Source organism: Mesorhizobium sp. M0761, assembly GCF_040320205.1.
GTDB lineage: Bacteria > Pseudomonadota > Alphaproteobacteria > Rhizobiales > Rhizobiaceae > Mesorhizobium.
Genome location: NZ_JAMYPF010000017.1, coordinates 56,945 through 78,194 on the forward strand (window position 1 = coordinate 56,945; position 21,250 = coordinate 78,194).

Below are 21,250 nucleotides of genomic sequence, written 5' to 3' on the forward strand. Positions count from 1 at the left end.
CCGTGAAGAACGGGGAGAGGGAGGCGTCAGCGCCGGAGCTTCTCCCTTCTCCCCGTCACTACACGGGGAGGTGAGGAGTGGTCTGGCTGGCAGACGAAAAGTCAATTGCTTGACTTTTCGAACGACGAACGCCTCAGGCGGATGAGGGGCGGCGCGACATGTCAAAAAAACAGCCCACGCCAAAATGGCTTACAATCGTCGGCATCGGCGAGGACGGTTTAGCGGGTCTCGGCGACGAGGCCAAGCGGCTGATCGCGCAAGCCGAATTCGTCTTCGGCGGCAAGCGGCATCTGGCGCTGGTGGCCTCCCTGGCCAAGGGCGAGGCGCGCGCCTGGCCGGTTCCTTTCGATGCCGGCATGGCAGACGTGCTGGCGCTGGCCGGCCGGCAGGTCTGCGTGCTCGCCTCCGGCGATCCGTTCTTCCATGGTGTCGGCGCTACGCTTGCCCGCAAGGTGAAGCCTGGGCAAATGCATGTTATCCCCGCGCCGTCAGCGACTTCGCTGGCCGCCGCACGGCTCGGCTGGGCGTTGCAGGACATCGAAGTGATCTCGCTGCATGGCCGCCCACTCGATCTGATCCGGCCGCTGCTGCATCCCAGGGCGCGCATCCTGGCGCTGACATCGGACGGCGACGCACCAGCGACAATAGCGCGCCTGCTCGCAGAGCTCGACTTCGGCGGTTCGCGGCTGACCGTTCTGGAAGCGCTGGGCGGACCGAACGAGAAGCTTCGCTCGGCACGTGCCGACGCTTTCGATCTCAGAGACATCAATCCGCTCAACGTGCTGGCGCTTGAGCTTGAATCGACACAAGAGGCCCGCATCCTGCCGCTGACCGTTGGCCGCGCCGACCATCTGTTCGAGCACGACGGCCAGATCACCAAGCACGACATCCGCGCCATCACGCTTGCGGCGCTGGCGCCGAGGCGTGGCGAATTGCTGTGGGACATCGGCGCCGGTTCGGGCTCCATCGGCATCGAATGGATGCTCGCTCACCCCTCGATGCGCGCCATCGCCATCGAGGCCAACAGCGACCGCGCCGCCCGCATCGTCCGCAACGCCGCGCATTGCGGCGTGCCCGGTCTTGTCGTGGTGGAAGGGTCGGCGCCCAAGGCACTGGCCGGGCTGGACACGCCGGATGCGATCTTCATCGGCGGAGGTGGCAGCGACGCCGGCGTACTGAACGCCGCCATCAAGGCGCTGCCATCCCGTGGCCGTCTCGTTGCCAATGCGGTGACGCTGGAGATGGAGGCGCTGCTTCTCGCGGAGCACATCAAGCGCGGCGGCGACCTTACCCGCATCACCATTTCCCGCGCTTCTCCTGTCGGTTCGATGCAGGCCTGGCGCCCGGCCATGCCGGTCACCCAGTGGAGCTGGGTGAAGCCATGATGGTGGCGGGCATCGGCAGCCGGAAGGGCGTGAGCGTCGAAGACGTGCTCGCGGCGATCGAAACCGCCCTCGAAGCGCACGGGCTGGCGATAACGGCGCTGTCGGCCTTGGCGACCGCCGCGCTCAAGAAAGACGAAGAAGCGATCTCTGCCGCTGGCCGCACGCTCAACCTTCCCGTCATCATCGTTGATGACGCAGCACTTCAGGCCGTCTCGTCGGAGGCACTCAGCAAATCCGATCTCTCGCAGGATCTCGCCGGCACACCCTCTGTCTCAGAAGCCTCCGCCCTTGCCGTTGCCGGCCCCGGTGCAAAGCTGCTTGGTCCACGCACCGTGCTCGGCCCGGTCACCTGCGCCATCGCCATCAGCGGAGACGCGCCATGACCGTGCATTTCATCGGCGCCGGTCCCGGCGCCGCCGACCTCATCACACTGCGCGGCGCCAAGCTGCTGGCAAGCTGCCCGGTCTGTCTGCATGCCGGCTCGATCGTCGCGCCGGAATTGCTGCAACACTGCGCACCGGGGACCAAACTGATCGATACGGCGCCGATGTCACTCGACGAAATCGAGGTCGAATATGTGACAGCCCACCAGGCCGGCCACGATGTCGCCCGCCTGCATTCCGGCGACCTCTCGGTGTGGAGCGCCGTGGCCGAGCAGATCCGCCGGCTGGAAAAACACGGCATTCCTTACACGCTGACGCCGGGCGTTCCCTCTTTCGCCGCCGCAGCCGCAGCCCTTTGCCGCGAACTGACCATTCCCGAGGTGGCGCAAAGCCTGGTGCTGACCCGCGTCTCCGGCCGCGCCTCGAAAATGCCGCCGGGCGAAACGCTGGCCGGCTTCGGCCGCACCGGCGCCACACTGGCCATTCATCTCGCCATCCACGCCATCGATCGCGTCGTCGCCGAATTGTCGCCGCATTATGGCGGCGATTGCCCGGTGGCGATCGTCTTTCGCGCTTCATGGCCGGACGAGCGCGTGCTGACCGGCACGCTAGCGACCATCGAGGCGCTGCTCGCCGCCGATCCCATGGAGCGCACGGCGATCATCTTCGTCGGCCGCTCGCTGGCAGCGGAAGGTTTTGGCGAGAGTTCATTGTACGACGCCCACTACCAGCGGCGTTTTCGCGGGCGGGACGGATTGTGAGCGGCAAGACCAAAAGCGAAAACCCGACGCTCGAACAGGCGCTTGCACGGCTGAACTTCAAGCCGCGCCGGCTTGAGCCGGGCCATGTCTGGCTGGCCGGCGCCGGTCCCGGCGATCCCGGCTGCCTGACGCTGGAAGTGCTGGCGGCATTGGCCGAGGCCGACGCTGTGGTCTATGACGCGCTGGTCTCCTCTGACGTTGTCGCCGTTGCGGACAATGCCCAGCTGTTCTTTGCGGGAAAGCGCGGCGGCAAGCCGTCGATGAAGCAGGACGACATCACCGCTTTGCTGGTGCGGCTGGCACGCGAGGGCCGCCGCGTCGTCCGGCTGAAGGGCGGCGATCCCTATATTTTCGGCCGCGGCGGCGAAGAGGCGCTGGCGCTGGCGCGCGAAAAAATCCCTTTCCGCGTCATGCCCGGCCTGACATCGGGGCTGAGCGCGCTGGCCGCCACCGGCATTCCCGCAACCATGCGCGGCATCAACAAGGCGATCATCCTGGCGACAGGTCATGCCGCCGGCACAGATGACGATCTCGACTGGGGCGCGATCGCCCGCACCGGCCAGCCGGTGGTCATCTATATGGGCATGGCCAATCTGCCTGTTATCGCCGCGTCGCTGCTCGAAGGCGGGCTGGCGCCGTCCACGCCGGCGGCTGTCATCGTTTCGGCGACGACACCGCAGGAGCGGACCGTCGTCGCGACACTCGCCACCATTTCCGAAGCGGCCGCCGCGGCGGAATTGGCCTCGCCGGCCCTCATTGTCGTCGGCGGCATCGTCGCCATGCGCGCAGCACTGGCGGGTAACGCATGACCCGCGCCATCATCATCGGCGCGCCGCGTTCCGGCTCCGGCAAGACCAGCGTCACCATCGGCATTTTGCGCGCGCTCGCCCGGCGCGGCATCAAGGTGCGCGGCGCCAAGTCCGGCCCCGACTATATCGATCCGGGTTTTCATACCGCCGCCACTGGCCTGTCCGGCGTCAACCTGGACAGCTGGGCGATGTCGCCTGACCTGCTCAACGCGTTGGCCGGCAATGCCACCGAGGACGCCGATTTTATCTTCCTCGAAAGCGCCATGGGCCTGTTCGACGGCATCCCGGCCGGACAAGGCCGCACCGGCTCGGCCGCCGATCTGGCGCGGCTCTACCACCTGCCGGTGCTTTTGGTGCTCGACGTCTCGGGACAGTCGACGACGGCGGCCGCCGTCGCGAAGGGTTTTGCCACCTACGACCCGGATGTGCGCATGGCCGGAATCGTGCTCAACCGTCTCGGCAGCGAGCGCCACCGCAAGCTGTGCAGCGAGGCGATCGAAACGCTCGGCCTGCCGGTCGTCGGCGCCATCCTGCGCGATCCCACGCTCAATTTGCCGGAGCGCCATCTCGGCCTCGTCCAGGCCGGCGAATATGCCGACCTGATGACGCATCTCGACCGCCTCGCCGACATGGTCGAGAAATCCCTCGACCTTGACGCCATCATGGCGCTGGCCGCGCCGTTTTCGCCGGCATCAGGCAGTTTCGAACATGCCTTGCAGCCGCCCGGCCAACGAATCGCGCTCGCCGAAGACGCCGCCTTCACCTTCCTCTATCCGCACGTCGCCGCCCACTGGCGTCAGGCCGGCGCCGAGATCGTGCCGTTCTCGCCGCTAGCCGACGAAGCACCGGTGCAGAATTGCGATGTCTGCTGGCTGCCCGGCGGCTATCCCGAGCTCCACTCCGGCAGCCTCGCGGCGGCGACCAATTTCCGAGCTGGCATGGCCAGGTTTGCCGAGACCAAGCCGATCCATGGCGAGTGCGGCGGCTTCATGGTGCTGGGCGAAGCGCTGGAGGACGCGGCCGGCGAGACGCACGCCATGCTTGGCCTGCTCGGCCATTCCACCAGCTTTGCCAAGCGCAAGATGAACCTCGGCTACCGCGAGGCACGCCTGCGCGTCGCCTGTCCGCTGGGGCCGCAAGGCGCGCTGATCCGTGGCCATGAATTCCACTATGCGCAGATGATCGCCACCGGCAATGACGAGCCATTGGCCGATCTCGCCGACGGTCAGTGCAATCCGCTCGGCGCCTCCGGCTATCGCCGCGGCCATGTCAGCGGCACCTTCTTCCACGCCATTGCGAGGGGTGCATGACCTCCGTGCCCTCGCCCCGGCAAGCGTTCGACGACGTCGCGCTTTGCCTCGTCTTCTTCACCCGGCTGCCGCTGCCGGTCTTCGACCTTCGTGGCCGCAGCCTGGCCGATGCGATCTGGGCGGCGCCTGTCGCCGGCCTCGCCGTCGCTGTGGCTGGTGCTGTCGTCTACGCCGCGGGCGTACAGGTCGGCCTTGCCCCCGGCCCGGCAGCAGCCCTTGCGCTTGCAGCAACCCTGCTCGCCACGGGCTGCCTGCATGAGGACGGGCTTTCCGATGTCGCAGATGGCTTTGGCGGCGGCAAGACACGCGATAAAAGACTGGAGATCATGCGCGACAGCCGCATCGGCGCCTATGGCGCAGCAGCTCTTGGCCTGTCGATGCTCATCCGCTGGAGCGCGCTGTCGCAACTGGTCAATCCGACAGGCGTGCTCTTCGCGCTGATCGCCGCCCACGCCGCATCGCGCGGCCTGCTCGGCGCGTTCATGCATCTGGCGCCGGCGGCGCGCAGTGACGGCCTGTCTGCCGGCGCCGGGACCGTCTCGACCCAGACAGCTGTTCTCGGCGCCGTGCTCGGGGCCATCCCGCTTCTGACTCTGGGGCTCGGCGGCGCCTTTGCCGCACTGATCCTGCTCGCTCTCGTGTTCAGCGCCTTGCGCGCGCTCTGCCTCAACCAGATTGGCGGCCACACCGGTGACACGATCGGCGCCCTGCAGCAGTTGGGCGAGATCACGGTCCTGCTCGTCGCTTCCATTTCCCTGTCCTGATTCTTCCCCGGAGATTCCTTCCCCATGCCCTTCAAATCATTCGATGAACTGCGCGCCGCCTGTTTCGATCTGCCTGCCGGCAGCGATACGGCCGCCAATGCAGTCGCCCGCCGCCAGGACACGCTGACGAAGCCGCAAGGCAGCCTGGGCCGGCTGGAAACCCTCACCGCCTGGCTGGCACGCTGGCAGGGCCGCGACATGCCGAAACTCGATCGCGTCAAAGTCTTCGTGTTCGCCGGCAATCACGGCGTCACCGCGCAGGGCGTGTCGGCCTTCCCGTCGGAAGTGACCGTGCAGATGGTGGCGAATTTTGCCGGCGGCGGCGCCGCCATCAACCAGCTTGCCCGCATCGCCGGCGCGGAACTCGACGTCATCCCGCTCGATCTCGATCATCCGACAGGCGACTTCACCGACGTGCCGGCAATGGACGAAAAAAACTTCCTCGCCGCCGTCTCGGCTGGCTATGACGCGGTGACGAACGACCTCGACCTCGTCTGTTTCGGCGAGATGGGCATCGGCAACACCACGCCGGCGGCCGCCATCTCGACCGCCCTGTTCGGCGGCGGCGCTGAAAAATGGACCGGGCGCGGCACCGGCGTCGACGATGCCGGGCTGAAGCGCAAGGTCACCGCCATTGAATCCGGCCTCAAGCGCCATGCCGACGCGCTGTCCGACCCGCTGAAGATCGCCGCCGCCCTTGGCGGCCGCGAACTCGCCGCCATCTTCGGCGCCACGCTCGCCGCCCGCCGCAAGAACGTCCCGGTGCTGCTCGACGGCTTCGTCTGCACGGCAGCGGCAGCGCCCCTGGCGCGACTGCACCCCTCAGGCCTCGCCCACACCATCGCCGCCCATGTCTCGGCCGAATCCGGCCACCGCCGCCTGCTCGAAGCGCTCGGCCTGCCGCCGCTGCTCGACCTCGGCATGCGGCTCGGCGAAGGCTCCGGCGCCTGCCTCGCCGTCAACATCGTCCGCTCGGCACTGGAATGCCATGCGAGGATGGCGAGTTTTGCCGAGGCTGGTGTTTCGGAGAAGTAGCTAGAGCGATTTGACGGGAGGGCGCCGGCCCGAACCTTCACTGACCATCGTCGGGCCGATCACTGGCATTCCGGGCTGGTGGCTCGAACAGCACGGCCGCTGAAAGATTCCCCACCTGGGGGTTGGCCCGCTGCTTCTGTGGTGGGCTCTTTTTACTGGCACTATTCGCCGCCGTTGCCGACAAAATGTGATTGACGTAACGGTGACCAGGCGCAATCATTACGGATTGTGCAGGGTGAGGGCGTTTTCAATGAAACTCGTTGTCTTTGGCGTAGCAATAGTATTGGCCGCTACCGGAGCAGCTGTTGCGAAAGAGAAGAAAAAGGTGGCCACCGCTCAGGCTACAACCTCGTGTTCTACAGCTCATAAGAAGGCTGGCAGCAAGCCGACCGCGAAACCGGATTGCAAATCGACAGGCACCGTGGTTGCGCGACCGTCAAATAGGGCCGAAAACTTCCTGGATCATTATAATCCGCGCTTAGGGTATGACACCAGTCCGTGGTTTCAAACTGGCTTTAATTGATGGCGGCTTCGGCTTCCGGGCTTTTCTTAATCCAGCGCGGCCTTCACTCCTTCGCCAAATAGCGCACCGGCTTACCGGCCGCCGAGTTTAAGGCAAACCTGCCCCATGACTGAGGCATGTCGAGGCGCGTCAACGCGTCCGGCATTCCAAGGTCTTCCACCAACTTTTCTAGAAATTTGGTGGGTGCGCACAGGATTGAACTGTGGACCCGCTGATTAAGAGTCAGCTGCTCTACCAACTGAGCTACGCACCCACTCGACCGGTAAAAACCGGCGTTGGCGGGCATATAGCCGCCGATACCGGTCCTGTCCAGCCCTGCCGGAATCATTTCCCGACAAATCGCTGAACTGCCGCAGGCGGTCACACGAACAGCTTTCCTTCCGCCACCTTGATGGCATGGCCGCCGATGCGCGCGGAGGCCAGTTTTCCGCCTTCGACAGTGAGTTCGAGGCGGATGCGCGAAGGGCGGCCCATCTCCAGCCCCTGCTCGATCCACAGCTGCGAAATGCCGTCGGTCGGGCCATCGAACTGCATGATGGCGCCGGCAAAGGCCGCCGCCGCCGACCCGGTCGCCGGGTCTTCATAGGACGGCGTGCCCGGCACGATCATGCGGACATGGAAGGCGCTGTCATGGTTCACCGTCTGGCGGCAATAGACGTACGGGCTGGCGAAGGCCCATTCGCTCTTGCGCGGCGCCAGTTCCGACCAGGCCTGGTTGTCGAGCTTGATCCGGCCGGCAGCCTCCAGATTGGCGACCGGAATGGTGACGTAAGGCACGCCTGCCGACCAGAACGACACCAGGTGATTCTCGAAGCCGATCTCGTGCGGCGCCAGCCCGAGGGCGGCGCCGATCGCCTCCGGGTCGGCATCGAGCTTCAGCGGCTCCGGCAGCTTCGCCAGGTCGAACTCGGCAAAGGTGGCGCCATCGTGCCGGCTGACGGCGCAGCGCACCGGGCCGATATTCTCCTCCAGCACGAAGATGCCGGCTTCGCCCTCGCCTGTCAGTTCGGCCAGCGCGATCGCGGCGCCAACTGTCGGGTGGCCGGCAAACGGCATTTCATAGTCGGGCGTGAAAATGCGGATGCGGTTGCGATGTTTTGGATTGTCCGGCGGCAGCACGAAGACCGATTCGGACAGGTTGAACTCGCGCGCAATGGCCTGCATGGCGGCTGTATCCAGCCCCTGGCTGTCGAGCACGACGGCCAGCGGATTGCCGGCCAGCCGTTCCGTCGTGAACACATCGTAAAGCAAGTAATTGCGCGTCTGCATCTTGGAAAACCTTCCGCCTCAATCCGAACATGGCCGAAATTTAATTTGATATTCGAACCACCAAGCCTGATCTGTGCACATATAGGGACATTACGCTTTCATAGGGGTCCGGCGTGGACCAGCTTGTCAATCTGCCAAAGACGGAATCGGATTCCGCCATCGAGGCGGCGCTTGGACTTGACCAGAGTGGTGTGCGCAAGACGCGCCGCCGTGGCTGGCTTTACGCGCTGCTGGCGCTGATCGCACTTGCCGGCGGCCTCGCCGGCTACCAATGGTATGCCGGCTCCCCGGCCAAGATCGACTACACCACAACGCCGGCCACCATTGCCGACCTCACCGTCGCGGTATCGGCGACCGGCACGCTGCAGCCCCTCACCCAGGTCGACATTTCAAGCGAGTTGTCCGGCATCATCCGCTCGGTCTCCGCCGAAGAGAACCAGCAGGTCAAGAAGGGCGACGTGCTGGCGACGCTCGACACGGTGAAACTCGAGGTCCAGATCGAACGCGCCCAAGCCTCGGCCAAGGCCGCTGCCGCCAATGTCGAGGACGCCACGGTAACCCTGAAGGAGAACGAAAGCGCCCTCACCCGCGCGGCCGAATTGACCAGGCGTGGCATGGCGACCGATCAGTCGCTCGAGGCGGCGACTGCCACGCGCGACCGCTCCAAGGCGGCGCTCGATAGTGCACAGGCCAATCTCGCCATCGCCCAGGCTGATCTCAAGGCGCAGCAGACCGACCTTGCCAAGAGCACCATCTATGCGCCGATCGACGGCATCGTCTTGACGCGCTCGGTCGATCCCGGCCAGACGGTCGCGTCCTCGCTGCAGGCGCCGGTGCTGTTCATCATCGCCGCCGATCTCAGGAACATGGAGCTGGTGGCGGCGGTCGACGAGGCCGATATCGGCGCGGTCAAACCAGGCCAGCATGCGCGCTTCACCGTCGATGCCTTTCCCGAGCGGCCGTTCGACGCCGAGATCCGCGACATCTCCTACGCCTCGGTCACCACCGACGGCGTCGTCACCTACAATGCGCGGTTGGAAGTCGACAATAACGAGCTTTTGCTGCGGCCCGGCATGACCGCCACGGTTTCGGTCGTCACCAGGCAGGCCAAGAGCGTGCTCACCGTGCCTTCAACAGCGTTTCGCTATCGGCCATCGGCACCTGCTGCCCGCGCGTGGAGCCTCAGCGATCTGTTCACCGGCCGCATGGGCCGTGGCGGCAACCGCCGCCAGCCGGTGAAGGCGCCCACCGACGGCTCACGCACGCTCTATGTGCTGGAGAACGGCCGGCCGCATCCGGTCAACGTCAAGATCGGCTCCACCGACGGCGAACTGACCGAGATCACCTCCCGGCTGGATGAAGGTGCAGAGGTTATCACGACCTCGCAGCTGCGGAGCTGACGCCATGGCCGCGGGCCTCATCGGTTTCGACACGGTCTGGAAGAGCTATGGCCAGGGCGAAGCCAAGGTCCATGCGCTGGCCGGCGTCGACCTCGCCATCCAGCGTGGCGAATTCGTCGCCATCATGGGCCCGTCCGGTTCGGGCAAATCGACCGCGATGAACATCATCGGTTGCCTCGACACGCCGACGGCCGGAACCTACTCCTTCATGGGCATCGACGCCGGGCGGCTCGACCGCAACCGCCGGGCGCTTCTGCGCAATCTCTATATCGGCTTCGTCTTCCAGGGCTACAATTTGTTGCCGCGCACCACGGCGGCGGAAAATGTCGAGCTGCCGCTGATCTATCGCGGCGCGCCTGCCCGCGAGCGCCGAGACCTTGCCATGCAGGCGCTGGCCGAGGTCGGCCTGGTCGGACGCGAGCACCACACGCCGGCCGAACTCTCCGGCGGCCAGCAGCAGCGCGTGGCGATCGCGCGCGCCATCGTCACCAGGCCGACATTGCTCGTCGCCGACGAGCCGACCGGCAATCTCGACACCGCCCGCACGCATGAGATCATGGAACTGTTGACGCGGCTGAACTGCGAGCTCGGCTTGACCATCGCCATGGTCACCCACGAGGCCGATGTCGCCGATTATGCCGAGCGCACCATCCGCTTCCTCGACGGCCACGTCGCGTCCGACACGGCCAAGTCGGAGTTGGCGTCATGATCTGGGAAACCGTCCGCCTCTCTCTGCGCTCCATCCGCCGCAATGTGCTGCGCTCGTTCCTGACGCTGCTCGGCATCGTCATCGGTGTCGCCGCCGTCATCGCCATGCTGACCATCGGTTCGGGCACCACGGCCAAGGTCAAGTCGGACATCGCCAAGCTCGGCTCGAACCTGCTCGTCGTCCGTTCCGGCCGCCCGGCAGGCACCGGCGGACCAGGCGGGCTCGACCAGGCGGTACGGCCTCTGGCCGACAAGGATGTAGCCGCCCTCGTAGCCCACCTGACCGGAGCGCGCGCCATTGCGCCGGCGTCGCAGAAACAAGTCCGCGTCATTTTCGGCACCGAGAGCTTGACCTCGGGCGTCACCGGCACCGACAGCGCCTATCTCGACGCCCGCGACTGGAAGCTGGTGTCGGGCCGCCCGTTCTCGGATTCGGAAACACGCTCCGGCACCGGCGTCTGCATGATCGGCGAAACGGTGCGCCAGCAATTCTTCGGCGCCGGCGAACCCGAGGGCGAGATCATCCGCGTCAACCGCACCTCGTGCAAGATCATCGGCCTGCTCGAACCCAAGGGCTATACCGGCTTCGGCCAGGACCAGGACAATGTCGTCTTGATGCCGCTTGCCGCCTATCAGCGCCGCATCGCCGGCAACCGCGACATCGACAACATCTACGTCGCCGCCGACGACCGCACCCCGACCACCGAATTGCAGCCGCGAGTCGAGGACATTTTGCGCGACACCCGCCGCATCACGCCGGACCGCGAAGACGATTTCTCGATCCGCGACATGACCCAGATCGCCGACGCCATGGCCAGCGCCACCACCACCATGACCGGCATGCTGGGCGCCGTCGCGGGCGTCAGCCTGCTGGTCGGCGGCATCGGGATCATGAACATCATGCTGGTCTCGGTCACTGAGCGCACCCGCGAGATCGGCATCAGGCTCGCCATCGGCGCGCATGAAAAGCACATCCTCATCCAGTTCCTGGTCGAGGCGACGGTGCTGTCGCTGCTCGGCGGCATTATCGGCATCGTGATCGGCCTGGCGCTGGCCGGCCTCGCCTCGGCAACGCTGGCCATACCGTTTGCGCCGAGCCCGGCGGTCATCCTGCTCGCCGTCGGTTTTTCGGCGCTGATCGGCATGGTGTTCGGCTTCTTCCCGGCGCTGCGCGGCGCCAGGCTCGACCCGATCGACGCGCTGCGCCACGAATAAGCGCCAGATCAGCTCCACCGCAACCAACCGCTATCCACAAGGATGGGTGCTTGTCGACATCGGCAATACTTGTTGTCGTCCGGTCTGCGATGCTAATTTTAGAGCAAAGCATCTGGTCAAGGAGTGGCAATGAGCAAGAAGGCGCGGCTGATTCTGACGATGGTGATCATCGAAGGCGCCCTTGCGGGACTTTGGTGGTATCTCGCCCGCTACGGCATGGCCAATCCCGATCGTGTCACCGCCGATTTTCAGGCAGTCGTCGGCCAGACGATGGGCATGGTCATGGGTGGATTGCTGGGCATCGGCGTCATCCTGTTCCTCGTCGCCGCCCGCAACGACCGCAAGGCGGCGCAGAACAATCCGCGCCGTTAGCCCCCGCCACCGCCAAAATGCCACTCGACCAGCGGCTTCATATGCGGTGCCAGCCCTTCCGGCAGGTCGGCGGCGTGGCGGATGATCACCGGCCCCTCGATCTCCGGCTCGGTCTCGGTCGCGACGAAGGCGCCGATGCGCCGCGCAATCTCGTCGGCCGGCGCATCGAGGTGGTAGCGGCGGAAGAGGACCGTGCCGGTCGAAGTCGACAGCGCATGGTAGCGCTTGCCGCGCGCAGCGCCTGTCAGGTCAAGCCCGGTCTCCTCGCGCACTTCACGGATCATGTTGAAATCGACATCGACGCGGCCATCGCGAAAATCGATCGGCTCGAACGAGCCGGCAGCGAAGTAGACACTGCCGGCCGGGACCGTGTGCGCGCCCATGCGGATCGCCACCAGGGCGTTGTCGCCGGCGACCAGCATGGCGTGACCATAGGCATGCTCGGCGCCCGTCCCCTGCCGGTTCTTTCGCCACAGCAGGAAGGTCGAGTACTTCACCGCGTGACAACGCCCGACGATCCGGTTGTCGCGCCAGGCAAGCGCCGAGAGCAGCACCACCGTGCCGTCGAACAGCGCCGGATTGGCCGTAACCTCACGCCGCCAGTTGTCAGTGATCGCCTGCGCGTTGTCGCGCTCGAACGGATGCGGGCCGGGGTCGAGCCGGACGTCGATTTCGTCGACGGGCAGGATGACGTTGCGCGGCAGGTCGAAGCTCACCGTGCTCAAGCCATGTCCAGGGTAATTGCGACGGGACAATGGTCCGACGCCTTCGGCCGGTCCCAGCCGGCGCGCGGAAAGCGCTCCACCGCCTGTCCGGCCGGAAAGATGGTGCGCCAGGGCTGGCCGTTGCGGATGATGTCGGGAACCGCCGTCGCATTCTTCGCCGCCAGCCCTTTCGACAGCAGGATGTAGTCGAGTTGGCACAGATGCCGCTCCTTCGGCCCGCGCGTGTGGTAGAAACTCCAGCGGTCCATCTCCGGCCGGCGTTCGACGACATTCTCGCAAAACCCGCCGGCGGTGAGCACATCGATACAGGACTGGCTCTCGTCGATCACCTGGAAGCGGTAGCCGTCGACAGCGTCGCCCTCGATCTTCACCCGCTGGCGGTAGTCGTTCATGTCGCCGCAGATCGCCCAGTTTTTATCGGCTGCGTGCTCTTTGCCGAAGCGCTCCTCGATGATGCGGCGCACGGCTTGCGCCTCGGCGATGCGCACCGGCATCGTCGCCTCGCGGCCGTCGAGCCCATTGCGCGGCGAGCCCATCGATTTGAAATGGACGAGGTAAAGCGTCAGCGGCACGCCGCCGACCTTGATGTCGACCTCCAGGCAATCGCGCCGGAAGATGCGTTCATTGGCCAGGTTGCCGAGCGCCTCGAGTTCAGGCGTGTGCAATCCGAACTGCTCGAACGTGACATAGGCATGGCTGGTCATGCGCACGAATTCGATCGGCTGACCTTGCGCTGTCTCGTTGCGCATCATCAGGGCAACGTCGATGCCGCGCGAATCATTGCCGGCGGTGGTGTATTTCTGCCGGTAACCCTCGCCCACCATCTTGAAGAGATAGCCATACTCGAACGCCTTCAGCGCCTCGATGTTGTCAACCTCCTGCATGCAGATGATGTCGGCGCGGGTGGCGGCGATGGCGAGCGCGGTCAACTGGCGCGTATCGTCGGACTGTGCGATGGCGCGCGCCTGCTCCAGCATCCGGTATTCGGCTTCGCTCTGGATGTCGAAAAGCGCCAGCGTGCGGTCTTCGTTGAGCTGGTTGCGGAAGCCCGAGAAATCGAACCTGTTCATCAGGTTTTCGACATTGAAAGTGGCGAGGCGCAGCGACATGGGCTGACCTTTGCCTGCAAGCGCCCATGAAAACAAGGGCTGCTCGTCATGGCTGATGGAACCTTTCCGTTCATCCTCCGTTCAGACGCCAAGGTCCATCAATAGGCCACTTCCCTGGGGTATCCGGGCGTGGGGCCTGTATCACTTGGAGAGTGCAATGAGCTCGCTCTTTTCGTCCACAGTCAAATCCGGGCTGTTAGCGCTCGGTCTTTTCTCGGGTCTCACGGCGCCATCCGCCGCCGGCCCGATCCTGCAGCCGGACTTGTCGGTGCCGGCAAGCACCGCATTGTCTGACATCACACCGGTTCGCGACAGCTGGGCGGGCGGCAATGACCGCCGCTCCTTCAACGATTGGCAGTGGCGCCGCCACGACGGCCGTCGCTTTGCCCGGTCAGGCAACTGGAAAAACGGCAACTGGAATGGCGGCAACTGGAACGGCGGCGACAACTGGCGATGGCGCCATCACCGCCACCATCGCGGCCGTGATTTTGACACCGGCGCCGCAGCAGTTCTCGGCCTCGGCCTGGGTCTCGGCCTCGGCAGCATCTACAACAACGGCTACTACAACAACGGCTATTACAATGACGGCTATTACGTGCAGCCGGCGCCCCGCCGCTATTACCGCACGCAGCGTCTGTCCAGCGCCCATGTACAGTGGTGCTACGACCGCTATCGGTCCTACCGGGCCTGGGACAACACGTTCCAGCCCTATGGTGGCCCGCGCCAGCAATGCTGGTCGCCCTACAGCTGAACTATAAACGACAATACACGACGGCGCCGCCCCATCGCGGCGCCGTTTTCATTTGGGAAAGACGGCTGGTCTCGGTCACCGCTAACCATATGTTTATCGGCTCAGCCTATCCGTGATATCGTGCCCCATCTGACGATCGCGCCGATCCGGTCGCGAAGGACGTGCCGTCATGGCCGACAACGAATTGCGAAACAAACACCGGCAGCGCGTGCTGAAAGGCGCGACGATTCTGACCGGCCTCACCAATTCCGAGGTCAAGTGCACGGTGCGCAACATGCATGCCGGCGGCGCCGAGCTGAAAGTGTCTATAGACGCGCGCGTGCCGGACGAGTTCCTGCTCTATGTGCCGGTCGACGGCATCGGCTACAAGGCCATCGTGCGCTGGCGCCGCGACGACCGCATCGGCGTCGAGTTCACCGGCACCGAGCCGAAGCCGCATTGGCACTATGGCTGAGCGTCCTGATCGATAAACCGGCATGAAAGAGCCGGCGGATCGCTCCGCCGGCTCTTTGCTCCCAATCCCGACGACTGCGGGTTAGTTCTTGGCCTTGTCCACCAGCTTGTTCTTGGAAATCCAGGGCATCATGGCGCGCAGCTTGGCGCCGACTTCCTCGATCTGGTGGCTGTCATTGTTGCGGCGGATGCCCTTAAAGCGCGACATGCCGGCGCGGTATTCCTGCATCCACTCCGAGGTGAATTTTCCGGTCTGGATGTCCTTCAGCACGCGCTTCATCTCGGCCTTGGTCTCGGCGGTGATGATGCGCGGGCCCGAGACATATTCGCCCCATTCGGCGGTGTTCGAGATCGAGTAGTTCATGTTGGCGATGCCGCCTTCATAAATCAGGTCGACGATCAGCTTGACCTCGTGCAGGCACTCGAAATAGGCCATTTCGGGCGCATAGCCGGCTTCCACCAGCGTCTCGAAGCCGGCGCGGATCAGTTCGACCAGGCCGCCGCAGAGCACGACCTGCTCGCCGAACAGATCGGTCTCGCATTCCTCGCGGAAATTGGTCTCGATGATGCCCGAACGGCCGCCGCCGACGCCGCAGGCGTAGGACAGAGCGAGATCGAGCGCGTTGCCGGAAGCATCCTGGTTGACGGCGACCAGGCAAGGCACGCCACCGCCCTTCTGGTATTCGCCGCGCACCGTGTGTCCAGGCCCTTTCGGCGCGATCATAACGACGTCGACGGTCGACTTCGGCTCGATCAGGCCGAAATGCACGTTGAGGCCATGCGCGAAGGCGATCGCGGCGCCGTCACGAATGTTCGGCGCGATTTCGTTTTTGTAGATGTCGGCCTGCAGCTCGTCAGGCGTCGCCATCATCATCAAATCGGCCCATTTGGCAGCGTCCGCCACGCTCATCACCTTGAGCCCGTCGGCCTCGACCTTCTTGGCGGTCGCCGATCCAGCCTTGAGGCCGATGGCGATTTCCTTGGCGCCCGAATCCTTGAGGTTGAGCGCATGCGCCCGGCCTTGGCTGCCATAGCCGATAATGGCGACCTTCTTGCCCTTGATCAGATTGAGATCGGCGTCGCGATCGTAATAGACACGCATCTTTTGCTTCCTTCCCGTAGAGATTAGAGGCCTTGCGGCCCGGTTTTTGCTCCATAAAGAGCGAGAAACTGCTGCGTTGCCCGGACGGCATCGCCGCCGATCGCCGCTTCAGTCAATTCCAGCCGGTCGCCGAGCAGCAGACGAATCTGCACGTCGCGGGCGACCAGCCCGAAAAAGGTCCGGAACGCCATTTCGGCATCCGTAAAGTCGAGCAGCCCGGCCTGCTTGCCGGCAAGCAGCACCGGCTTCAGCCGTCTGGCCAGCGCGAAACGGCCATTCTCCAGCACGATGGCGCCGAGATCGTCCTTTCCGGATCCGGCATGGCCGACCGCGACGCGGTTCAGCGCGATCGAGGTATCGCTCGAAATCACCTTTAGCCAGTCCGAGGCGAAGCCTTCCAGGCTTGCCGTCAGCGAGGCAAGATCGAGCCGCTCACCGTCGACCGCCACCACGCGCACTTTCGATGCCTGCCACTGCACGGTCGCCGTCAGCAGTCCGTCGCGGTCGCCGAACCATTTGTAGAGCGTTTCCTTCGAGCAGCTGGCGCGGCGCGCCACCGCCGTCATGGTCAGATTGTCGCCCTCCTCGACCAGCAGCCGCAAAGCCGCGTCCAGGACGGCCTTTTGCCGCTCTGTCAGCACTTCGCTGGTATCGATCTCGGCCCTTGCCTGCAACAATTTCCTGCCCATTCGATGAGGTCGCCGGGTCGCCTCAAACGGCGTACCGTACGTTACGGTTCGGCATATTGCGCAATCCTATGCTCGACGCAAGGGGTCAGGTAGAAAAATCGTCGACGTGAGAGCCGCCCAGCAAACCACGAGATTCTGACGGATCAATCATCGGCGGGCGGATGGCGCAGCTCTCCAAGTAGGCTCGCCAGTATCTTCAGCTCCTCCGCGGAGAGTTTTGCGCCGACCAATTCCGCAATCGACCGTCCATAGACAGCCCACATCCGTCGCCGCGTCTGACGGCCCTTGGCCGAGATGCGGATAGTCTGGCCGCGGCCGTCATCGGCAGCCCTGAGCTTCTCGACCAGTCCGTCTGCCTCGAGGCGCGCCAGAAGCCGCGAGATGTTATACTGCGCAAACAGTGTGCGCTCGGTCAGCTGGAATGGCCGCAGCCCGCCCTCACCCGCCTCGGCGAGTTCATGCAGCACGTCATACCAGTCGAGCGGCGGCAAGCCGCTAGTCTTCAAAGCCTCTTCCGCCTTTTCGATGAGCTGGCGCGAAACCCGCATCAGGCGGGCCCAGGCCTTGACGGCTTCGGGCGAAGGCGTGGTTGTTTTGGTCATGACCCATCCTAGGCGATAGATGCAGTTGCATCAAGCTTGACGGTCAATGCACTTGCATCTATATGCATGCAATTGCATCAATCCGGGAAAGATCCATGAAACACGAAATCTGCAAAGTCGCCGACGTCCCGCAGACGGGCAGCCTGATCGCGCCATTCTTCGGCCGCGAGGTCCATATCTGGCGCGGCGGTGAGCGCATCCGCGCCGCCGCCAATGTCTGCCTGCATTTCGGCGGGCCGCTCGACTGCAAGGACGGCAAGCTGGTCTGCCAATGGCACGGCGCCGCCTTCGATATGACATCAGGCGACCGGCTCGAAGGTCCGGCGCCAAAAGCGTCGCGACTGATGTTCCTGTCGACGCGCGTCGAGGACGGCGCGTTGAACTATGTCTGGGGAGAGTGACATGCCTGAGAAGAATGAAATGACTGATAAAAATGAAATGACTGGCAAGCTCATTCTCGTCGGCCATCATCTATGCCCCTATGTGCAGCGCGCGGCGATCTCGCTGGCCGAGAAGGGCGTACCGTTCGAGCGTGTCACCATCGACCTCGCCAACAGGCCGGACTGGTTCAAGGCGATTTCGCCGCTGGGCAAGGTGCCGCTGCTGATCGTCCAGGCAAATGGCGAGGAGACGGTGATCTTCGAATCCGCCGTTATTCTCGAATTCCTCGAGGAGACGCAAGCCAATCCTCTGCATCCGGCCGACGCCTACGCCCGTGCCCGGCATCGCGCCTGGATCGAGTTCGGCTCGGCGACATTGAACGCCATCGGCCGGTTCTACTCGGCATCGACGGAGGCCGCCTTCCTGGCAGAGTCCACGGCACTTTCGGCCATGTTCGATCGTCTGGAGGACGAACTGGCCGACCAGGCCGGACCGTGGTTCAATGGCGAGTGCTTTTGCCTCGTCGATGCCGTCTACGGCCCGGTCTTCCGCTATCTCGACGCCTTCGACCGGATCGGCAATTTCGGCATTCTGGACGGCAAGCCATTGGTCCAGGCCTGGCGCAAGGCGTTGAGCGAACGCGCCTCGATCAAGGGTGCCGTGGCGCCGGACTATCCGCAGCGGCTGCGTCTATTCCTGCGTGCGAGAAATTCGCTTCTCTCGACCCTGATCCCGCCGGATGATCTGGCCAGTGCACCTCCTCTAGCCCGATCCGCCTGAACGGATCGATCAGCGTGCCGGCCACCATCGAGGCAAGCACGCTTGGCACTGGCGGGATTTTGGCGATGGTTGCCACCAGCCTGTCGCGGAAGAAGGGCAGCATCGTGCCGTCCGACTGGTAGAACGGCGTCAGCGCCAGCGACAGCAGCTGGAAGATTCGGACATGCCATCGCCGCGCCCGGGCGTAGCTTTCCAGCGCTGCCTCGACGTTGCCCGTTTGTGCCAAGGCATGGCTGAGTGCTGCCGCGTCGAGCAACGCCATGTTGGCGCCTTGCCCGAGCTGCGGGCTGGTCGAATGCGCGGCATCGCCGATCACGGCCGGCCTGCGGCCGGCCGGCAGCTTCATCGTGTGGTGGCCGTAGCGCGCCAGCGACAGCTGGTCGAAGCTGTCGATCTGGCTGGTGAACGCCTCGCACTGTGGCCACAGCGAGACCAGTCTCGCCTTCCATGCGTCGAGCCCTGCCGCGCGCACGTTTTCGGCATCCGCCGGCTTCAGGCTCCAGAAGAACGCCGCCATCTTTTCCCCGCCCGGTTCCGGTCGGCCGATCGGCAGGACGCCGATCATCACGCTGGCCTTGTCGTAGCGCTGCAGCAGCGCATTTTCGTCGAAGCCTTGGCGCCAGCCGAGCGAGGCCCAGAACGCGCCGTAAGTGAGCTGCCGCGGCTGGGCCGGATCGTTGAGGCACCGGCGCAGCTTCGAACGCGAGCCGCTGGCGTCGACCACGAGGTCGAACGGCCCTGCCCTGCGGCCCCCCACCGTTCGGCTCTTGTCGAAGATCAGGATCGCCCGCTCACCGACGTCCAGCGTCTCGATCTCGACACCGGTTTCGATGGCGATGCCTTGGCGCTGCGCGGCGCGAAACAACATGTTGAACAACGCCGCCCGGTGCACCGCCAGCCCGAAACGGCCGCCAGGCTGCGCATCGTAGCGCACGGCGAGCACGGTGCGGCCGCTCGAGGCATCGGCGCCATGCAGACGCTCGATGCGGCTCCCCAGCGCCAGAATGTCGTCGAGCAGGCCGAGATCGGCGAGCACGCTCAGCCCGGTCGGCTGCAGGATCAGTCCGGAACCGACGGGCTTGGGTTCCTCGAAACGTTCGAAGATGGTGACGTTGTGGCCCGCGCGCTTGAGATAGAGCGCGGTGGCGAGCCCCGCCGGGCCGGCGCCCGCAATCGCGATGTCGAGAGATTTTTCCATTGCCCGCCCAACTACTGGCCGGACAATCCTTCAGCGCCATTGTCAAATCAAGCCTTTGCTGCATGGACCAAAATATCAGCCACCGGCGTCGAAGGCAGCGCGCGCCTTGCGCACCGCACCATGGTTGAGTTCGGCCCACAGGATCAATTGATGCAAGGCGCCGAACATCGAACGGCCGAGATCGGTCAGGCTGTATTCGACGCTTGGCGGCTTGGTCGGGAACACTTCGCGATGAACAAAGCCGTCGCGCTGCAGATCGTGGAGCGTCTGGGTGAGCATGCGCTGCGAGATGTCGGGCACCAGGCGCCGCAACTCGCCGAAACGATAGGGCTGCTCTGCGAGCGCCGCCATCAGCAGCGAACTCCATTTGCCGTTCACGCCCTGCATCACGTCGCGAACCGGGCAATCGGCAATGTTTGCGCCATCGCTGGTGGCTTTGAATATATTGAGCTTGGTTCTCAGATTGACGACCTTGCCGTCCATGGCTGCTGGTTCCCTGGCGGTGCCTACCTCCCTAAAAACTGCCTTCTTTACGGTGGCCGGTCAATTCTTATTTTAGTGCTGGTCTCTTTTTGAGACTGTCAGAAGCACCCGCCACCCGGCGCAATTTCAGGATCCCCCATGACCGCAACCCTTCTCGTCACCGGCGCTTCCGGCCAGCTTGGCCGCGGCGTCATCAACCACCTGCTGGACACATTAAAGATCCCCGCAAACCGCATCATCGCCACCACCCGTACACCCGCCAACCTTGCCGATCTGGCGGCGCGCGGCGTCGTCGTCAGAGCCGCTGACTTCAACGACCCGCAATCGCTTGCCGAGGCCTTCGCGGGAGCCGACCGGGCACTCGTCATCTCGACCAACGAACTTGAGGTACAGGGGAAGCGGCGCGAGCAGCAGCTTGCGGCGGTGACGGCGGCCAAACAGGCTGGCGTCGGCCACCTGCTGTACACCTCGATGCCCAACCCCGAGCCTGGTTCGCCGGTTGTTTTCGCGCCCGACCACTACGACACCGAACAGGCGATCAAGGCGAGCGGGATCCCCTACACGATATTCCGCAATGGCTGGTATAACGAGAACCTGTTCATGGCGTTGCCGCAGGTTCTGGCGTCGGGTCAGTGGTACACCTCCGCCGGCGACGGCGCCATTTCCTACGGCACGCGTGACGATTTCGCGGCGGCGATCGCAGCGGGGCTCGCCTCGGACAGCAGCGAAAGCGCGACTTACACGCTCACCGGCCCCAGTGCGTATACGGCTGCCGAAGTGGCGGCGTTGGTCACCGAGGTCACCAGCAAGCCGATCAAGGTCATCCAGCTTTCCGACGAAGCCCTGACCGAGGGAATGAAGTCGGCCGGCCTGCCTGAACCCTTCGCCAAGGTGCTGGTGTCGTTCGACGCTGCCGCACGCGCAGGTGACCTCGGCATGGTGACAGACGCGGTCGAAAAACTCTCCGGCCGAAAGTCGGTGCCGCTGAAGCAGTTTCTGGAGACGAACAAGGCTGCACTGGCCGGCTGAAAGCTGCCGTTGCG

Annotated in this window: 24 protein-coding genes, 1 tRNA gene and 1 pseudogene; 17 read left to right on the forward strand and 9 right to left on the reverse strand. The window is 64.6% G+C overall.

Translation table 11 applies throughout. From position 1 onward, the window contains the following. Positions 1 to 158 precede the first annotated feature (158 nt). The 8 genes from cbiE to NKI32_RS23935 all read left to right on the forward strand — a co-directional run bounded on the left by cbiE (position 159) and on the right by NKI32_RS23935 (position 6,970). Positions 159 to 1,385, forward strand: a complete 1,227-nt coding sequence (gene cbiE / locus NKI32_RS23900) for a precorrin-6y C5,15-methyltransferase (decarboxylating) subunit CbiE (protein ID WP_352513040.1) — start codon at positions 159 to 161, stop codon at positions 1,383 to 1,385. Continuing rightward, positions 1,382 to 1,768 carry a cobalamin biosynthesis protein gene (locus NKI32_RS23905; protein WP_023690940.1) on the forward strand — a complete coding sequence of 129 codons (387 nt, stop codon included), beginning with the start codon at positions 1,382 to 1,384 and terminating at the stop codon, positions 1,766 to 1,768. The genes cbiE and NKI32_RS23905 overlap by 4 nt, the downstream gene beginning before the upstream one ends. Continuing rightward, positions 1,765 to 2,529 carry a precorrin-4 C(11)-methyltransferase gene (gene cobM / locus NKI32_RS23910; RefSeq protein WP_353003854.1) on the forward strand — a complete coding sequence of 255 codons (765 nt, stop codon included), beginning with the start codon at positions 1,765 to 1,767 and terminating at the stop codon, positions 2,527 to 2,529. The genes NKI32_RS23905 and cobM overlap by 4 nt, the downstream gene beginning before the upstream one ends. Next, positions 2,526 to 3,338, forward strand: a complete 813-nt coding sequence (cobA, locus tag NKI32_RS23915; RefSeq protein ID WP_353003857.1) for a uroporphyrinogen-III C-methyltransferase — start codon at positions 2,526 to 2,528, stop codon at positions 3,336 to 3,338. Before cobM ends, cobA begins: the two co-directional genes overlap by 4 nt. After that, entirely contained in the window at positions 3,335 to 4,648 is a 1,314-nt protein-coding gene (locus NKI32_RS23920; protein ID WP_353003859.1) for a cobyrinic acid a,c-diamide synthase CobB, read from the forward strand. The genes cobA and NKI32_RS23920 overlap by 4 nt, the downstream gene beginning before the upstream one ends. Further along, positions 4,645 to 5,412, forward strand: coding sequence for an adenosylcobinamide-GDP ribazoletransferase (locus NKI32_RS23925; RefSeq protein ID WP_353003861.1), 768 nt, complete (start codon positions 4,645 to 4,647; stop codon positions 5,410 to 5,412). Before NKI32_RS23920 ends, NKI32_RS23925 begins: the two co-directional genes overlap by 4 nt. 24 nt (positions 5,413 to 5,436) lie before the next feature. After that, positions 5,437 to 6,447 (forward strand): nicotinate-nucleotide--dimethylbenzimidazole phosphoribosyltransferase, encoded by a 1,011-nt coding sequence (gene cobT / locus NKI32_RS23930; RefSeq protein ID WP_353003863.1) that lies wholly within the window; start codon positions 5,437 to 5,439, stop codon positions 6,445 to 6,447. A gap of 250 nt (positions 6,448 to 6,697) precedes the next feature. Next, complete coding sequence (locus NKI32_RS23935) at positions 6,698 to 6,970, forward strand: hypothetical protein (RefSeq protein ID WP_155922523.1); 273 nt, start codon at positions 6,698 to 6,700, stop codon at positions 6,968 to 6,970. A 177-nt stretch (positions 6,971 to 7,147) separates the two neighbouring features. Here the strand turns inward: NKI32_RS23935 and NKI32_RS23940 are convergent. Beyond that, positions 7,148 to 7,223, reverse strand: a tRNA-Lys gene (locus NKI32_RS23940). Positions 7,224 to 7,330: 107 nt separating this feature from the next. Next, the gene (locus NKI32_RS23945) at positions 7,331 to 8,239 is read right to left on the reverse strand and encodes a PhzF family phenazine biosynthesis protein (RefSeq protein ID WP_023815538.1); all 909 of its coding nucleotides are present in this window, start codon (positions 8,237 to 8,239) and stop codon (positions 7,331 to 7,333) included. A 113-nt stretch (positions 8,240 to 8,352) separates the two neighbouring features. Here NKI32_RS23945 and NKI32_RS23950 point away from each other — a divergent pair, with 113 nt between their 5' ends. The 4 genes from NKI32_RS23950 to NKI32_RS23965 all read left to right on the forward strand — a co-directional run bounded on the left by NKI32_RS23950 (position 8,353) and on the right by NKI32_RS23965 (position 11,934). Further along, positions 8,353 to 9,639 (forward strand): efflux RND transporter periplasmic adaptor subunit, encoded by a 1,287-nt coding sequence (locus NKI32_RS23950; protein WP_353003867.1) that lies wholly within the window; start codon positions 8,353 to 8,355, stop codon positions 9,637 to 9,639. A gap of 4 nt (positions 9,640 to 9,643) precedes the next feature. Next, positions 9,644 to 10,348 (forward strand): ABC transporter ATP-binding protein, encoded by a 705-nt coding sequence (locus NKI32_RS23955; protein WP_352825584.1) that lies wholly within the window; start codon positions 9,644 to 9,646, stop codon positions 10,346 to 10,348. Beyond that, entirely contained in the window at positions 10,345 to 11,562 is a 1,218-nt protein-coding gene (locus NKI32_RS23960; RefSeq protein ID WP_352825587.1) for an ABC transporter permease, read from the forward strand. The genes NKI32_RS23955 and NKI32_RS23960 overlap by 4 nt, the downstream gene beginning before the upstream one ends. Before the next feature lie 129 nt (positions 11,563 to 11,691). Continuing rightward, entirely contained in the window at positions 11,692 to 11,934 is a 243-nt protein-coding gene (locus NKI32_RS23965; protein ID WP_023690325.1) for a hypothetical protein, read from the forward strand. On the opposite strand, the gene NKI32_RS23970 is transcribed toward NKI32_RS23965, so the two are convergent. Together NKI32_RS23970 and NKI32_RS23975 are read right to left on the reverse strand one after the other, a co-directional pair. After that, positions 11,931 to 12,650 carry an NUDIX hydrolase gene (locus tag NKI32_RS23970; RefSeq protein ID WP_023817988.1) on the reverse strand — a complete coding sequence of 240 codons (720 nt, stop codon included), beginning with the start codon at positions 12,648 to 12,650 and terminating at the stop codon, positions 11,931 to 11,933. The genes NKI32_RS23965 and NKI32_RS23970 overlap by 4 nt on opposite strands. Positions 12,651 to 12,655: 5 nt before the next feature. Then, positions 12,656 to 13,768 (reverse strand): endonuclease/exonuclease/phosphatase family protein, encoded by a 1,113-nt coding sequence (locus tag NKI32_RS23975; RefSeq protein WP_023817987.1) that lies wholly within the window; start codon positions 13,766 to 13,768, stop codon positions 12,656 to 12,658. 157 nt (positions 13,769 to 13,925) lie between these two features. On the opposite strand from NKI32_RS23975, the gene NKI32_RS23980 reads away from it, so the two are divergent. Together NKI32_RS23980 and NKI32_RS23985 are read left to right on the forward strand one after the other, a co-directional pair. After that, positions 13,926 to 14,519 (forward strand): BA14K family protein, encoded by a 594-nt coding sequence (locus NKI32_RS23980; protein ID WP_353003871.1) that lies wholly within the window; start codon positions 13,926 to 13,928, stop codon positions 14,517 to 14,519. Between the two features lie 169 nt (positions 14,520 to 14,688). Next, positions 14,689 to 14,973, forward strand: a complete 285-nt coding sequence (locus tag NKI32_RS23985) for a PilZ domain-containing protein (protein WP_023685169.1) — start codon at positions 14,689 to 14,691, stop codon at positions 14,971 to 14,973. An 81-nt stretch (positions 14,974 to 15,054) separates the two neighbouring features. On the opposite strand, the gene ilvC is transcribed toward NKI32_RS23985, so the two are convergent. From ilvC to NKI32_RS24000, 3 genes are all read right to left on the reverse strand, one after another. Next, complete coding sequence (gene ilvC / locus NKI32_RS23990) at positions 15,055 to 16,074, reverse strand: ketol-acid reductoisomerase (RefSeq protein WP_013531065.1); 1,020 nt, start codon at positions 16,072 to 16,074, stop codon at positions 15,055 to 15,057. Between the two features lie 23 nt (positions 16,075 to 16,097). Continuing rightward, on the reverse strand, positions 16,098 to 16,763 hold the full coding sequence (locus NKI32_RS23995) for a TetR/AcrR family transcriptional regulator (protein ID WP_353003873.1): 666 nt from the start codon (positions 16,761 to 16,763) through the stop codon (positions 16,098 to 16,100). A 143-nt stretch (positions 16,764 to 16,906) separates the two neighbouring features. Beyond that, entirely contained in the window at positions 16,907 to 17,365 is a 459-nt protein-coding gene (locus NKI32_RS24000; RefSeq protein ID WP_023668376.1) for a MarR family winged helix-turn-helix transcriptional regulator, read from the reverse strand. A 95-nt stretch (positions 17,366 to 17,460) separates the two neighbouring features. Here NKI32_RS24000 and NKI32_RS24005 point away from each other — a divergent pair, with 95 nt between their 5' ends. Together NKI32_RS24005 and NKI32_RS24010 are read left to right on the forward strand one after the other, a co-directional pair. Beyond that, positions 17,461 to 17,766: a Rieske (2Fe-2S) protein gene (locus NKI32_RS24005; RefSeq protein ID WP_352595395.1), complete on the forward strand. Its 306-nt coding sequence runs from the start codon at positions 17,461 to 17,463 to the stop codon at positions 17,764 to 17,766. 19 nt (positions 17,767 to 17,785) lie between these two features. Continuing rightward, the gene (locus tag NKI32_RS24010; protein ID WP_352825592.1) at positions 17,786 to 18,526 is read left to right on the forward strand and encodes a glutathione S-transferase family protein; all 741 of its coding nucleotides are present in this window, start codon (positions 17,786 to 17,788) and stop codon (positions 18,524 to 18,526) included. Here the strand turns inward: NKI32_RS24010 and NKI32_RS24015 are convergent. Further along, positions 18,489 to 19,724 (reverse strand): annotated as a pseudogene (locus tag NKI32_RS24015) (FAD-dependent oxidoreductase); the annotation flags it as partial. The gene NKI32_RS24010 and the pseudogene NKI32_RS24015 overlap by 38 nt on opposite strands. A gap of 75 nt (positions 19,725 to 19,799) precedes the next feature. Beyond that, the gene (locus NKI32_RS24020) at positions 19,800 to 20,207 is read right to left on the reverse strand and encodes a winged helix-turn-helix transcriptional regulator (RefSeq protein WP_023690335.1); all 408 of its coding nucleotides are present in this window, start codon (positions 20,205 to 20,207) and stop codon (positions 19,800 to 19,802) included. A 138-nt stretch (positions 20,208 to 20,345) separates the two neighbouring features. Between NKI32_RS24020 and NKI32_RS24025 the strand changes: the two genes are divergently transcribed. Next, positions 20,346 to 21,236, forward strand: coding sequence for an SDR family oxidoreductase (locus NKI32_RS24025; RefSeq protein WP_023706160.1), 891 nt, complete (start codon positions 20,346 to 20,348; stop codon positions 21,234 to 21,236). Positions 21,237 to 21,250 lie beyond the last annotated feature (14 nt).

Bases quoted from the DNA above. Each gene is read 5' to 3' on its own strand.
- cbiE (WP_352513040.1), top strand. From the start codon at position 159: ATGTCAAAAAAACAGCCCACGCCAAAATGGCTTACAATCGTCGGCATC.
- NKI32_RS23905 (WP_023690940.1), top strand. From the start codon at position 1,382: ATGATGGTGGCGGGCATCGGCAGCCGGAAGGGCGTGAGCGTCGAAGAC.
- cobM (WP_353003854.1), top strand. From the start codon at position 1,765: ATGACCGTGCATTTCATCGGCGCCGGTCCCGGCGCCGCCGACCTCATC.
- NKI32_RS23920 (WP_353003859.1), top strand. From the start codon at position 3,335: ATGACCCGCGCCATCATCATCGGCGCGCCGCGTTCCGGCTCCGGCAAG.
- NKI32_RS23925 (WP_353003861.1), top strand. From the start codon at position 4,645: ATGACCTCCGTGCCCTCGCCCCGGCAAGCGTTCGACGACGTCGCGCTT.
- cobT (WP_353003863.1), top strand. From the start codon at position 5,437: ATGCCCTTCAAATCATTCGATGAACTGCGCGCCGCCTGTTTCGATCTG.
- NKI32_RS23935 (WP_155922523.1), top strand. From the start codon at position 6,698: ATGAAACTCGTTGTCTTTGGCGTAGCAATAGTATTGGCCGCTACCGGA.
- NKI32_RS23945 (WP_023815538.1), bottom strand. From the start codon at position 8,239: ATGCAGACGCGCAATTACTTGCTTTACGATGTGTTCACGACGGAACGG.
- NKI32_RS23955 (WP_352825584.1), top strand. From the start codon at position 9,644: ATGGCCGCGGGCCTCATCGGTTTCGACACGGTCTGGAAGAGCTATGGC.
- NKI32_RS23960 (WP_352825587.1), top strand. From the start codon at position 10,345: ATGATCTGGGAAACCGTCCGCCTCTCTCTGCGCTCCATCCGCCGCAAT.
- NKI32_RS23965 (WP_023690325.1), top strand. From the start codon at position 11,692: ATGAGCAAGAAGGCGCGGCTGATTCTGACGATGGTGATCATCGAAGGC.
- NKI32_RS23975 (WP_023817987.1), bottom strand. From the start codon at position 13,768: ATGTCGCTGCGCCTCGCCACTTTCAATGTCGAAAACCTGATGAACAGG.
- NKI32_RS23980 (WP_353003871.1), top strand. From the start codon at position 13,926: ATGAGCTCGCTCTTTTCGTCCACAGTCAAATCCGGGCTGTTAGCGCTC.
- NKI32_RS23985 (WP_023685169.1), top strand. From the start codon at position 14,689: ATGGCCGACAACGAATTGCGAAACAAACACCGGCAGCGCGTGCTGAAA.
- ilvC (WP_013531065.1), bottom strand. From the start codon at position 16,074: ATGCGTGTCTATTACGATCGCGACGCCGATCTCAATCTGATCAAGGGC.
- NKI32_RS23995 (WP_353003873.1), bottom strand. From the start codon at position 16,763: ATGGGCAGGAAATTGTTGCAGGCAAGGGCCGAGATCGATACCAGCGAA.
- NKI32_RS24000 (WP_023668376.1), bottom strand. From the start codon at position 17,365: ATGACCAAAACAACCACGCCTTCGCCCGAAGCCGTCAAGGCCTGGGCC.
- NKI32_RS24005 (WP_352595395.1), top strand. From the start codon at position 17,461: ATGAAACACGAAATCTGCAAAGTCGCCGACGTCCCGCAGACGGGCAGC.
- NKI32_RS24010 (WP_352825592.1), top strand. From the start codon at position 17,786: ATGACTGATAAAAATGAAATGACTGGCAAGCTCATTCTCGTCGGCCAT.
- NKI32_RS24020 (WP_023690335.1), bottom strand. From the start codon at position 20,207: ATGGACGGCAAGGTCGTCAATCTGAGAACCAAGCTCAATATATTCAAA.
- NKI32_RS24025 (WP_023706160.1), top strand. From the start codon at position 20,346: ATGACCGCAACCCTTCTCGTCACCGGCGCTTCCGGCCAGCTTGGCCGC.